The organism is Pseudomonas sp. FBCC-B545 (assembly GCF_059134095.1).
The window spans coordinates 281,748-294,783 of the sequence record NZ_CP101441.1 but is presented as its reverse complement, the minus strand read 5'-3'; the positions used below and the strand labels follow the sequence as shown (position 1 = coordinate 294,783).

12 protein-coding genes are annotated in these 13,036 nt (G+C 59.9%); 8 read left to right on the top strand and 4 right to left on the bottom strand.

The window, feature by feature from the left end; translation table 11 throughout:
• Positions 1 to 139: 139 nt before the first annotated feature.
• Positions 140 to 1,483, bottom strand: coding sequence for an OprD family porin (locus NMB39_RS01355; RefSeq protein WP_046070000.1), 1,344 nt, complete (start codon positions 1,481 to 1,483; stop codon positions 140 to 142).
• 370 nt (positions 1,484 to 1,853) lie between these two features.
• Between NMB39_RS01355 and tauA the strand changes: the two genes are divergently transcribed.
• Positions 1,854 to 2,840, top strand: a complete 987-nt coding sequence (gene tauA, locus NMB39_RS01350; protein WP_464006098.1) for a taurine ABC transporter substrate-binding protein — start codon at positions 1,854 to 1,856, stop codon at positions 2,838 to 2,840.
• A 116-nt stretch (positions 2,841 to 2,956) separates the two neighbouring features.
• Here the strand turns inward: tauA and argA are convergent, their stop codons facing one another.
• Both argA and argE read right to left on the bottom strand, forming a co-directional pair.
• On the bottom strand, positions 2,957 to 4,255 hold the full coding sequence (gene argA / locus NMB39_RS01345; RefSeq protein WP_043046973.1) for an amino-acid N-acetyltransferase: 1,299 nt from the start codon (positions 4,253 to 4,255) through the stop codon (positions 2,957 to 2,959).
• Positions 4,256 to 4,389: 134 nt separating this feature from the next.
• Positions 4,390 to 5,538 carry an acetylornithine deacetylase gene (gene argE, locus NMB39_RS01340; RefSeq protein WP_057022775.1) on the bottom strand — a complete coding sequence of 383 codons (1,149 nt, stop codon included), beginning with the start codon at positions 5,536 to 5,538 and terminating at the stop codon, positions 4,390 to 4,392.
• A 158-nt stretch (positions 5,539 to 5,696) separates the two neighbouring features.
• Between argE and NMB39_RS01335 the strand changes: the two genes are divergently transcribed.
• The gene (locus NMB39_RS01335; protein WP_494339681.1) at positions 5,697 to 7,064 is read left to right on the top strand and encodes a CYTH domain-containing protein; all 1,368 of its coding nucleotides are present in this window, start codon (positions 5,697 to 5,699) and stop codon (positions 7,062 to 7,064) included.
• Positions 7,065 to 7,146: 82 nt separating this feature from the next.
• On the opposite strand, the gene NMB39_RS01330 is transcribed toward NMB39_RS01335, so the two are convergent.
• Positions 7,147 to 7,617: an Lrp/AsnC family transcriptional regulator gene (locus NMB39_RS01330; RefSeq protein ID WP_043046970.1), complete on the bottom strand. Its 471-nt coding sequence runs from the start codon at positions 7,615 to 7,617 to the stop codon at positions 7,147 to 7,149.
• A 127-nt stretch (positions 7,618 to 7,744) separates the two neighbouring features.
• Here NMB39_RS01330 and NMB39_RS01325 point away from each other — a divergent pair, with 127 nt between their 5' ends.
• From NMB39_RS01325 to NMB39_RS01300, 6 genes are all read left to right on the top strand, one after another.
• Entirely contained in the window at positions 7,745 to 8,083 is a 339-nt protein-coding gene (locus NMB39_RS01325) for an ACT-like domain-containing protein (protein ID WP_057022773.1), read from the top strand.
• An 85-nt stretch (positions 8,084 to 8,168) separates the two neighbouring features.
• On the top strand, positions 8,169 to 9,863 hold the full coding sequence (locus tag NMB39_RS01320; protein ID WP_494339682.1) for a GspE/PulE family protein: 1,695 nt from the start codon (positions 8,169 to 8,171) through the stop codon (positions 9,861 to 9,863).
• Between the two features lie 76 nt (positions 9,864 to 9,939).
• A complete protein-coding gene (locus NMB39_RS01315) occupies positions 9,940 to 10,860 on the top strand; it encodes an SPFH domain-containing protein (RefSeq protein ID WP_057011345.1) in 921 nt (306 codons plus the stop codon).
• A 10-nt stretch (positions 10,861 to 10,870) separates the two neighbouring features.
• Entirely contained in the window at positions 10,871 to 11,317 is a 447-nt protein-coding gene (locus tag NMB39_RS01310) for an NfeD family protein (RefSeq protein WP_494339683.1), read from the top strand.
• Positions 11,318 to 11,385: 68 nt separating this feature from the next.
• Positions 11,386 to 11,700, top strand: a complete 315-nt coding sequence (locus NMB39_RS01305; RefSeq protein WP_034116324.1) for a DUF2388 domain-containing protein — start codon at positions 11,386 to 11,388, stop codon at positions 11,698 to 11,700.
• A gap of 165 nt (positions 11,701 to 11,865) precedes the next feature.
• Positions 11,866 to 13,008 carry a DegT/DnrJ/EryC1/StrS family aminotransferase gene (locus tag NMB39_RS01300; RefSeq protein ID WP_494339684.1) on the top strand — a complete coding sequence of 381 codons (1,143 nt, stop codon included), beginning with the start codon at positions 11,866 to 11,868 and terminating at the stop codon, positions 13,006 to 13,008.
• Positions 13,009 to 13,036 lie beyond the last annotated feature (28 nt).

The window sequence follows — 13,036 nt, the reverse complement described above, 5'->3', positions numbered from 1 at the left end:
GGATCAACATTGTTTTCAAGGTTCGAGAAGGCCTTGAGACGCTGTAAAAGAGAGTTCAGGAAGGGCTTGCGGGGGTTGAGCCCGACTTGAACAAGCAAGACACCTTGCCCGGCATTGCGCCGGGCAAGGCTTTACAGACTTACAACAGCGGGATCGAGTAGCTGACGATCAGGCGGTTTTCGTCCTGGTTACGTGCGTTGGCGATATCGCTGCGCCACATAGCGTTTTTCCACGCCACGCCGACGTTTTTCAGCGGACCTTCCGGTACGACGTAGGCAACAGTGATGTCACGTTCCCACTCGGACTGGCCGGTGAACTCGGCACGGTTGCTGGCAACGGTGTCGATATGGTCGCCCTTGAGGTACACGACGCCGGCGGTCAAGCCAGGTACGCCGACCTTGGCGAAGTCGTAGGAGTAGCGAGCTTGCCAGGTGCGCTCGCCAGCACGGGCGAACTTCTGGATCTGCATGTCGGTAGTGATGTAGGCCGACGAGCCGTCACCCTGGTTCAACCAAGGGAAGTCGCTGCTGCCGTTGCTGACCTGGTAACCGCCACCGAAGGTGTGACCGGCAACGGAGTACAGGAACAGACCGCTGTACAGGTTGTTATCCACCTTGCCACGACCGTTGTTGACGCCACCGTAGTTACCTGTGGAGAAGTAGGCAGACTGGTTGCCATTGTTACCGTCGTCGGAGCTGTTGAAGTAACGCAGGTCGGACTTCAGCACGCCAGGGCCGATAGCCCAGTTGTGGGTCAGGCCCAGGAAGTGTTGCTTGTAGAAATCTTCCAGGTTGCCGTAGTAGTACTGGGCGGTCAGGTCCTTGGTGATCTTGTAGTCACCACCGGCGTAGTAGAACTTGTTGCTCGAACGCCAGTTCGCACCACGGCTGTTGGCGCCGGAGATGGACAGGCTTTCATTGTTGCTGGAGTTACGGCCCTTGGCTTTTTCGATCTGGCCGGCGACCAGGGTCAGGTCCTTGATGTCGCTGGAGGTGATCTGGCCACCCTGGAAGGTCTGCGGCAGCATACGACCATCGTTGGTGACGATGACCGGCAGCTTAGGCTGCAAGGTACCCAGCTTCAGTTCGGTCTGGGAGATCTTGGCTTTGGCAGTCAGACCCAGGCTCGAGTAGTTATCAACGGCTTCGCCATTGGACTTGCTCGGGAAGATAGTGCCGCCGTAGGAGCTGGCAGTTGCGCCGTTGGTACCGCCGCCGGAATCCAGGCGAACACCCAGCAGACCGATAGCGTCAAGACCGAAGCCAACGGTGCCTTGGGTATAACCGGAGATAAAGCGCAGATCGAAGCCTTGGCCCCATTCTTCGTTCTTGCTCGGGTTGGCGGTGCCTTCACGGTTATCGGTGTTGATGTAGAAGTTACGCAGGCCCAGTGTGGCCTTGCTGTCTTCGATAAAGCCGGCAGCGCCTGCTTGCTGGGCAACTGCGCCCAGGGCTACAGCCAGTGCCAAGGTGGACTTATTCATGTACCGCTCCTCTCATTTCTAATTTTTGTATTTCTTTGGTCCTGGGTCTGACGCCCTGGATCCACAGATGCGCGATTAGCGCCAGATAGTGACTGCCAAGTCAATCGTAACCTTGTATGTCTACTACCTTGGTCTAATCGCAGTTGATTTGGTCCCTGCAGGGTAATGAGTTTTTCATACACCCAAAAAGAATTGTTTCATTCTTTTTTATACGATTCAGGAATAAGGCTTTCCATGCAGCAGACGGGTCAGGATAGACGTTCCGCTCCATAAGCTAATTCCTAAAGGGTATTTACCAGTGCTTTTTTAGATCGATTAGTGTGACTGCACGGTTGCATACGTCACTCACGATCAAAAAGGCGACGCCATCATGGCCAAACGCACATCCTCCCGTCAATTTGTTACAGTTTTTGTATCGCTAATACTTTCTTTTAGTGTCAGTGCCGCCGATTTAACCGTCGGTTATCAAACCGGCATCGACCCCAGCAAAGTCCCCCAGGCCGACGGCCTCTATGAAAAAACCATTGGCGAGAAAATCGCCTGGCGCCGGTTCAACAGCGGGCCGGAGGTGGTCACGGCCATTGCCTCGGGTGATGTACAAATCGGCAACCTCGGCTCCAGCCCCCTCGCCGCAGCCGCTTCGCGCAATCTACCCATCGTCGCGTTTATCGTATCGGCACAGATCAACACTTCTGAAGCCTTGGTAGTGCGTAATGGCAGTGGCATCGACAAACCCGCAGACCTGATCGGCAAAACCATCGCCACGCCCTTCGTCTCAACCTCCCATTACAGCCTGCTCGGCGCGCTGAAGCACTGGGGGCTGGACACTAAACAAGTCAAAGTGGTGAACCTGCAACCGGCCGAGATCGCCGCCGCGTGGAAACGCGGTGACATTGATGGGGCCTTCGTGTGGTCACCGGCCCTGGGCGAAATCCGCAAGACCGGCAAGACCCTGACAGACGCGGCGCAGGTGGGTCAATGGGGCGCACCGACGTTTGAAGTGTGGGTAGCGCGCAAGGATTTCGCCGAAAAACATCCTGAGGTAGTGGCCAGGTTTGCCAAGGTCACCCTTGATTCATTCGCCGACTATGCCGCCCATAAAGACAGCTGGACGGTGGATTCGGAGCCGGTGCAGAAGATCGCTGGGTTGACCGGCGCCAATGCGATCGACATTCCTGAGCTGCTGGCCGGCACAACGTTCCCGGATGCACAGGCGCAGCAAACCGATGCGCTGCTCGAGGGCGGCACGGCGAAGGCGATTGGGGAGACAGCGAAGTTCTTGAAGGAGCAAGGCAAGGTGGAGACAGTGTTGCCGGATTATTCGGCCTATGTGACCGACAAGTTCATCACAGAATAAACGCGGTCCAATGTGGGAGGGGGCTTGCTCCCGATTGCGGTCTGTCAGTTACTTATCTGTTAACTGACCCACAGCTATCGGGAGCAAGTCGAATCGTCGCACCGCCCCTCCCACATTTACAACGCTTTCTCGAAAATTTTCGAGTTGCGCTGATAGTTGTAAAGAGACGCCCGCGCCGACGGCAGGCGGTCCACGCTGCTCGGCACGAACCCGCGCTCTCGGAACCAGTGGGCCGTACGAGTAGTGAGCACGAACAACGTCTTCAACCCCTGGGCCCGGGCCCGGGTCTCAATGCGCTCCAGCAATTCATCGCCGCGCCCACCGTGGCGATATTCAGGGTTAACTGCCAGGCAAGCCAACTCCCCCGCATCTGAATCCGCAATCTGGTAGAGCGCCGCGCAGGCGATGATCATGCCTTCGCGCTCGACCACGCTGAACTGTTCGATCTCACGCTCCAGCACTTCCCGCGAGCGGCGCACCAGGATGCCCTGCTCCTCCAACGGGCTGATCAGGTCGAGCAAGCCGCCGACGTCTTCAATCGCCGCTTCGCGTACCAGCTCGAATTGTTCCTGGGCCACCAGCGTACCGCCGCCGTCCCGGGTGAACAGCTCAGTGAGCAAGGCGCCGTCTTCGGCATAGCTGACGATGTGGCTGCGCCCCACTCCACCCCGACAGGCTTGCGCAGCGGCATCAAGCAGCTCGGCTTGATAGTTGCTGCCCAGGCGTTGCAGGTGCGCTGGCACTTGCTGTGGGCGCAGCTCACGCACCAGGCGACCGTTTTCATCGATCAGGCCCAGGTCGGCACCAAACAACAGCAGCTTGTCGGCGCCCAAATCGATGGCGGCGCGGGTGGCGACGTCTTCGCAGGCCAGGTTGAAGATCTCGCCGGTGGGCGAATAACCCAATGGCGACAGCAGCACAATGGAGCGTTCGTCCAACAGGCGGTTAATGCCCTTGCGGTCGACCCGGCGCACTTCGCCAGTGTGATGGTAGTCGACGCCCTCAAGCACACCAATCGGCCGCGCGGTCACCAGGTTGCCGCTGGCCACCCGCAGGCGCGAGCCCTGCATCGGCGAGGAGGCCATATCCATGGACAAGCGCGCTTCAATGGCGATACGCAAATGGCCTACTGCATCGATCACGCACTCCAGCGTCGAAGCATCGGTGATGCGCAAGCCTTCGTGGTATGCCGGGGTCAGGCCGCGGGCCTGCAGGCGGGTTTCAATCTGTGGGCGCGAACCGTGCACCAACACCAGCCGCACACCCAGGCTGTGGAGCAGCACCAGGTCGTGGACGATATTGCCGAAGTTGGGGTGGTCCACACCATCGCCGGGCAGCATGACCACAAAGGTACAGTCGCGATGGGCGTTGATGTAGGGCGAAGCGTGGCGAAGCCAATTGACGTATTCGGGCATGGAACCTGGGCCTGTAATAAAAAGCAGCCGAAAAATGGATGAGTCGCAAAAACGCACAGCGGGCTGATGGTTATCGTCGGAACAGGCTTGGCGACACGCTCGCTCTCCTTATGTACGAATGGGCAAAGGTTAATTTATGCAGGTTTCAGGCAGTAATGTTCGACCAGTTCCCGCAATAGACGCACTGTAGGCGTCAAGCGTGACATTTCGAGGTACTCGCCCGGCTGGTGGGCACAGGCGATGTCGCCGGGGCCAAGCACCAGGGTTTCACAACCAAGGCGCTGAAGATAAGGCGCTTCGGTGCCGAACGCTACTGCTTCGGCACGATGACCGGTCAAACGTTCCGCCACCCGCACCAACTCGGCGTCCTCAGGCTGCTCGAAAGGCGGCACTTCGGGAAACAACGGCGCGTAATCGATCTTGACCTTGTGGCGCTCGGCCAGGGGTTCGAGCTTCTGCCGGATCGCCGCACGCAGCACCTCGGGGTCCATCCCCGGCAAAGGGCGCAGGTCGAATTCCAGGGAACACTGGCCGCAAATGCGGTTGGGATTGTCGCCGCCGTGGATGCAGCCGAAGTTCATGGTCGGTTGCGGCACGCGAAATTGCGCATTGCGATACTCGCGCTGCCAGGCCAGGCGCAGGCCGCGCAATTCGCCAACGGCATCGTGCATGGCTTCGAGGGCACTGTGGCCCAGGCTTGGGTCCGACGAGTGGCCGCTGCGGCCGAGGATATCGATGCGTTCCATCATCACGCCCTTGTGCAGGCGGATCGGTTTGAGGCCCGTCGGCTCGCCAATCACCGCCGCCCGCCCCAGAGGCCGCCCCGCCTCGGCCAGGGCGCGTGCACCGGACATGGAGCTTTCCTCGTCACAGGTGGCGAGGATCAGCAGCGGCTGCTTGAACGGCTGGTCCAGCAACGGCAACACCGCTTCAATGGCCAGGGCAAAAAAACCCTTCATGTCGCAACTGCCCAGCCCTACCCAACGGCCATCGACTTCCGTCAGCTTGAGCGGATCGGTCTTCCACAGCGCCTCATCATAAGGAACCGTATCGCTATGGCCCGCCAGCACTAAGCCACCGGGGCCGCTGCCGAAACTGGCGAGCAGGTTGAATTTGCCAGGGCTGACTTGCTGGATGTCGATAGCAAAGCCCAAGTCGCCCAGCCACGCGGCGAGCAGATCGATCACCGGGCGGTTGGTCTGGTCGAGCGACGCTTGGGTGCAGCTCACCGACGGTGCGGCGATCAAGGCGGCGAACTGCTCTTTCATGGACGGTAACGGCATGCGCGGTCTCCCAACTTCCCGGATGAAGCTCACTATAGAGGCATCTGCACGACACAATAAACCGTTGCGCCACGTTGCCGGGCTCAGTCCTGTACACTGCACGACCTTGGCAGCCACATTTTTCCCCGGCTGCGCTCCCGATCCTGGATTTTCCGGCCATGCAGAAAGAAACCGAAATCAAGCTCCGCGTCAGCCGCGAAACCCTCGCCGCGCTGCGTGAGCACCCGCTACTGAAAAAACGCAACAAAAGTGGCTGGGAACGCCGTGAGTTGATGAACCAGTACTTCGACACCCCCGAGCGCGACCTGGCCCAGGCCAAGGTTGCCCTGCGCCTGCGCAAGGACGGTGACGACATCATCCAGACCCTCAAGACCCGTGGCCAAAGCGTCGCCGGCTTGTCGGAACGCAACGAGTACAACTGGGACCTGCCCAAAGCCAAGCTCGACGTGAAGAAACTCGACGGCGAATGCTGGCCCGAGCAACTGGCTGAGCTGGACAAAAAGACCCTCAAGCCGATCTTCACCACCGACTTCGTCCGCGAACGCGCCGAAATCGCCTGGGGTCGCGGCAAGGCCAAGGTGGTGATCGAAGCCGCCCTGGACCTGGGCCATGTGGTGGTCGGCAAGCAGAAGGAAGAAATCTGCGAGCTGGAACTGGAACTGCGCGAAGGCGAACCCGCTGCCCTGCTGGAACTGGCCGCCGAACTGGCCGCAACCCTGGCGCTGATGCCCTGTGACATCAGCAAGGCCGAGCGTGGCTATCGCCTGTACGACGCCAGCAGCTACTCCCTGAGCCTGCCTGCGCCGCAGATCCACGCCGAAACGCCGCTGGACGATGCTTTCGCCGCAATCATGTGGCACCTGCTGGGCAGCAGCCAGCGCCTGGCCGAGCAATACCGTTTCAACGGCCACTGGCGCCTGCTGCAGGACTGGGTCGAAAACCTCGGCGAACTGCGCGCCCTGATCGGCAGCCTCGGCCAGGCCGCCCCGCGTCAGTCCACCAGCGAGCTGCGCAGCGCCCTGGATGCACTGCTGGAAGACTGGCGCCCGCTGGTCCAGGCCGGTGATGACGATGAAGACATTCGCAAAGCCGCGCCGGAGCAGTTCGTCGAAGAATTGACCGACGTGCGCTGGGGCCTGTTCTCACTGAACACCTCGCGCTGGCTGCTCGCCCGCACCTGGACAGCCGAGCGTAACGTGCGCGGTAACCGCCAGGGCGCTGCGCAAATCACCAACTGGCTGCCACGCCTGCTGGCCGATGACGCCGTCGCCCTGCAACTGCCACGCTACCAGCAACAGCCGGAAGACCTGGCCGAGCAACTGCCGCGCATCGAACGCATCCAGGCCTGGCTGCACCATGCGCGTCATGTGGTGGACATTCCAGAACTGGACCGCTTGTACGGCGAGCTGAACAAGCTGGCGCACCTGGCTAACCAGCCGATTACCGATGAGTCGCTGGATGCGCGTATGCATCAGGCGATTGCGGTGTATCAGAATCGGGCCTGGAAGACGCTTCTGCGCCTGTAATATTGCCATCGGGAGCAAGCCCCCTCCCACGGGGAATACATTCCAACGTGGGAGGGGCTTGCCCCCGATGGGGCCCTCCCTGTCAGCGCAATACTGGCAGGCTGGTAGTGGACTTGATCTCCGACAACGCCACAATCGAATTGACCTCCTGGATCCCCGGCACCATCGACAACTTGTCAAAGAAAAACCGTTCGTACGCCTCGATGTCCGATGCGACGATACGCAGCAGAAAATCCACCGCTCCCATCAGCACATAACACTCCAGCACCTCCGGAAACCCACGGATCGCCTCGGTGAACTCGGTGAAGTTGGAGCGGCCGTGGGCATTGAGTTTGACCTCGGCGAAAATCTGCGTATTGAGCCCGATTTTCTTGCGGTCCAGCAAGGTGACCTGACCGCGGATTACCCCCTCTTCCTTGAGCCGCTGAATGCGCCGCCAACAGGGAGACTGCGACAGGCCGACCTGCTCGGCGATCTGTGCGCTGGAGAGCGAGGCATCCTCTTGCAGCAGGGCCAGGATGCGGCGGTCATAGACGTCCAACTCGCTGTGCATAGAAATACCTGCAGATAAGCTTATTTTGAATTGCTCGATTTGATTAATCGCAAAAGAAGCTCATCTTAGATAAGAATTCTCCCGAGGCGAATGTAAAAATTTCTCCAGTCGAATCTGGAGAGTCAGCATGCATGCCGTTGAAACCAACCCCCCTGCCACCCGTGTCGATGCCTGGGCCGTCAACAGCGCCCATTGCCAGGCGCACTATCACATCGTCGCAGAAGCGGAACCGGACGTGCTGTGCCGGGTGCTGAACTATTTCGCGCTGCAGTTCCTGACCCCTGCCCAGGTCAGTGTGAGCCGGGCAGCCGACTTGCTGAACATCGATATCGTGATGGACGGGCTGAGCTGGCACCGTGCCCAAGTGATCGGTGAAAAGATTCGAAACCTGATCAGCGTATGCGACCTCAAGCTTTGGCCGGCTGATGCCGAGCGGCCTAAAGCGCTGGCGGCAAGTGCTGGGTAATAGCCTGCAAAACAACCAGGGAGGAGGAATTCCAGAGGCTGGCTAGCCTTGGATTTACATCCCAAGCCTCCCAGGAAAAACCTGCATGTCCGTTGCCTCTCGCGATTACCCCCTGGAACTGCATCAATTGTTGCCGGCATTAATCGAGCAAGGGCTGATCACGGCGCAGGCGGCGCAAAACGTTTCGGCAGCGCCCTGCGGCCTGCATCCCCTGGAATGCATCGCGGCCGAAGGCCCTTGCCTGGAGAGCCTGACCCAATGGCTGGCTGGGCATGTGGGCCAGCCTTACCTGCGCATCGACCCGTTGCAGATCGACGTAGCAACGGTGGTGCCCCTGATGTCCCATGCCTTCGCCCAACGCCACGGCATTCTTGCAGTGGCCGTGGATGCTCAGAGCGTCACGGTCGCCAGCGCCCAGCCCCATGTCAGCGCCTGGGAAGCCGGGCTCGCCCAGGTGCTCAAGCGTTCCATCAAGCGCGTGGTTGCCAACCCCCGGGATATCCAGCGCTGCATCAACGAGTTTTACCGCCTGGCCAAGTCAGTCAGTGGCGCCGATCAAAAGATGGCGACGCCCGGCAACGGCGAACTGCTCAGTCTCGGCGCCAGCGACAAGGAGCCGGAGGCCAATGACGCCCATATCGTCAACATAGTCGACTGGCTGTTGCAGTACGCCTTTGCCCAACGTGCCAGCGATATCCACATTGAGCCCTGCCGCGAGCAGGGCCGGGTGCGCTTTCGCATCGATGGGCTGTTGCACGACGTCTATCAATTTCCACCCCAGGTCACCACGGCGGTGGTCAGCCGTTTGAAAAGCCTCGGGCGAATGAATGTGGCCGAGAAGCGCAAGCCCCAGGATGGCCGCGTCAAGACCAGAAACCCGGCGGGCGTCGAGGTGGAACTGCGTCTGTCGACCCTGCCGACCGCGTTTGGCGAAAAGCTGGTGATGCGGATTTTTGACCCCCAGGTATTGCTCAAGGACTTCGACCAGTTGGGCTTGTCGAACGCGGACCAGCAGCGCTGGCACGCCATGACCCGGCAAGCCAATGGCATCATCCTGGTCACGGGCCCGACCGGCTCGGGCAAGACCAGCACCCTCTACACCACCCTCAAGCAACTGGCGACCCGGGAGGTCAACCTGTGCACCGTGGAGGACCCGATCGAAATGGTCGAGCCGGCGTTCAACCAGATGCAGGTGCAGCACAACATCGACCTGACCTTCGCCAGCGGCATCCGCGCCCTGCTGCGCCAGGACCCCGACATCATCATGATCGGCGAAATCCGCGATCAGGAAACCGCAGAGATGGCGATCCAGGCCGCGTTGACCGGGCACTTGGTGCTCTCGACCCTGCATACCAACGATGCGCCCAGCGCCATCAGTCGCCTACAAGAGCTGGGGATTGCTCATTATTTGATCAAGGCTACGCTGATAGGCGTTATGGCCCAGCGCCTGGTTCGCGTGTTGTGCACCCACTGCAAGCGCCCGGCAAAACTGGAAGACGTTGGCGGCTATGAGGCCGTCGGCTGTGTGGAGTGCCGTGACAGTGGTTATCGGGGCCGAGCCGGGCTCTACGAAATCATGCCCATGGACCCGGCGCTCAAGGGTTTGGTTACTCCCGGCGCGGACATACAGGCACTGCGCCGCCGGGCATTGGCACAGTGCATGAGCAGCCTGCGCATGGCCGGTATCGACAAAGTGAAGGCCGGCCTGACCACGATGACGGAGGTATTACGGGTCACGCCTGGGGATCCGGAAACAAATCCTTTGTTAGTTGGGCCGTGAAACCGTCTTTATTCGTGACCAGACCGTTACAATCGGCCTAATGTCGTTCACTGACACCTCCAGATAGGGAATCGTTATGCAGATCGGAACCGTACTGCTTCTTTTCGTGGGATTGGCCATCGCCATCCTGTTCATGGGTTTCAAAGTGGTGCCCCAAGGCTACCAGTGGACCGTCGAGCGTTTCGGCCGCTACACCAACACCCTCAAGCCCGGCCTGAATATCATCATCCCGGTCATGGACCGCATCGGTCGCAAGATCAACGTGATGGAAAGCGTGCTGGATATCCCGCCCCAGGAAGTCATCACAGCCGACAACGCCACCGTGCAGATCGATGCCGTGTGCTTCTTCCAGGTGGTCAACACCGCCCAGGCCGCCTACGAGGTCAACAACCTCGAGCACGCCATCCGCAACCTGCTGCAAACCAATATCCGTACCGTACTCGGCTCGATGGAGCTGGATGCCATGCTGAGCCAGCGCGACGGTATCAACGAAAAACTGCTGCGCACCGTGGATGAAGCCACCGCGCCGTGGGGCATCAAGATCACCCGTATCGAGATCAAGGACATCAGCCCGCCCGCCGACCTGATGGCGGCCATGTCCGGCCAGATGAAAGCCGAGCGGATCAAGCGTGCACAGATCCTCGAGGCCGAGGGCCTGCGTGCGTCGGCAATCCTGACCGCCGAAGGCAAGAAGCAGGCGCAGATCCTCGAAGCCGAAGGTAGCCGCCAGGCGGCGTTCCTGGAATCAGAAGCCCGTGAACGCCAGGCCGAAGCCGAAGCCCGGGCGACACAAGTGGTCTCGGAGGCGATCGCGTCGGGTAACGTGCAGGCGGTGAACTACTTCGTTGCGCAAAAGTACATCGATGCCCTGGGCAAGCTGGCATCGGCCAACAACAGCAAGGTCATCCTGATGCCGCTGGAAGCCAGCCAGGTGATTGGGGCCGTGGGTGGTATCGGCGAGATCGTCAAAGCAACTTTCGGCAACCAGAAAGTCTGAGGCGATCACTATGTGGGAGTTCCTGCTGCATTTGTCGTTCTGGGATTGGCTGGCGCTGGGCACCGTGCTGTTGATTCTTGAGGTGTTCGGTGCAGGAGGTTACCTGCTGTGGATGGGTATCGCCGCCGCCGCTGTGGGCGTGATCAAGTTCATGGTGCCGCCACTCGGGCTGGAATGGCAACTGCTGCTGTTTGCCGTGTTGTCGATATTGACCGCGGTGTACTGGTGGAAACGCCAGCGCAGCAGCGCCAAGGCCAGCGATCAACCGGGGCTGAATGAGCGTGGTACCGAGTTGATTGGGCGCACCTTCGTGGTGCATCAGGCCATTGTGGATGGTCGTGGCAAGGTCAAGGTCGGCGATGGGGTATGGATGGTCACTGGTGCCGACACGCCTGCAGGCGCTCAAGTACGCGTGGTTGGCCTGGAAGGGGTGATTTTAAAGGTTGAAACTGTTTAGTCAGTGATGGAACTCGATTGGCTTAACTACAATCAAAACGTACAGATAACCCACCGGAGTCACCCATCATGCGTCTCAAATATGCTGTCGCCACCCTCGCTGTGCTTTCCCTTCCTGTCGGCTCAGCCATGGCCGATAGCTTCTGGCGTAATGTCATCTCGTCGGGCGCCACCACCGGCTCGACGTACCTGACCTTCAAGGACCACAAGCTGGTCGTTGCCGCCCAGGATGATGCAGGCAGCTTCGTTGCCAGCGACGGCGGCATTCGCGGCCCGTACCTGGAAGCGGCCATGCAGAAAGTCCGCGCCGATAACCCTGGCCTCAAGGCTACTGACATGGAGCTGGCCAACGCCATCCTCGCGAAGAATGCCGTAGCCGAGTAACCATGCCTGATAAAAAATGCCGCTTTTACAAGCGGCATTTTTTTGCCTGCACGCTGACGAATCGTTCACGAGCGACAGGCTATATTCAGTCTCGTCGTGCAACCATGCGTTACTGACTCGCCTATTAGTACCTGTCGCCTACCTGAAACGGATGCCCTCTTCGACATGAGCCAACTGCCCTTCCTGCCGTTTTCCAAACCTACCATTGATGAAGCCACCATCTCGGCGGTGGGCGATGTCCTGCGTTCCGGCTGGATCACCAGCGGGCCGAAGGTGCAGGCGTTCGAAGCGCAATTGTCGGATTACTTTGGCGGGCGCCCGGTGCGCACCTTCAACTCGGGCACCTGCACCATGGAGATCGCCTTGCGCATCGCCGGCATCGGGCCTGGGGATGAGGTCATCACCACGCCAATATCCTGGGTTGCCACGGCCAACGTCATCCTCGAGGTGGGTGCCACGCCCATATTTGCCGATATCGACCCGGTAACCCGCAACATTGACCTGGCCCAGGTTGAAGCGGCCATCACCCCGCGAACCAAGGCGATCATCCCGGTCTATCTGGCCGGTTTGCCCCTGGATATGCCGATGCTTTACGCGCTGGCCAACAAGTACAACCTGCGTATCGTCGAAGATGCAGCCCAGGCCCTCGGGTCCAGTTGGGATGGAGAGCGAATTGGCGCCACCGGCGACTTCGTATCGTTCAGCTTCCAGGCGAACAAGAACATCACTTCGTCCGAAGGCGGCTGCCTGGTGTTGAACAACGCCGAGGAGGTCCGCCTGGCAGAGAAGTATCGCCTGCAGGGCGTGACTCGCAGCGGTTTCGACGGCTTGGATGTGGATGTGTTGGGCGGCAAGTTCAATATGACCGACATTGCCGCAGCCATTGGCCTGGGGCAGTTTGCGCATATCGAGAAGATCACCGCCCACCGCCAGAACCTGGCACGCCATTATTTCAAGTGCTTTGGCAGTGATTTTGAAGAGAAATACGGCGCGCAGCTACCGCCGCCGGACTTCGAAAACAGCAACTGGCACCTGTTCCAACTGGTGCTGCCGGAGCGTCACGATGGCCTGCCGGCACGTGCGACGTTCATGGAGCAGATGCAGGCCCAGGGCGTCGGCATTGGCTATCACTACCCGCCCATTCACCTGCTGAGCCTGTATCGGGCGCAGGGTTTCAAGGAAGGCATGTTCCCGGTGGCAGAGCGTGTCGGGCGCTTGATCGTGTCGTTGCCGATGTTTACGGCGATGACGGAGGCGGATGTGGAGCGGGCTGTGGCGGCGGTCGAAGCGGTATTGAAAGCAGGCTGAGCACTTATTAAATGTGGGAGGGGGCTTG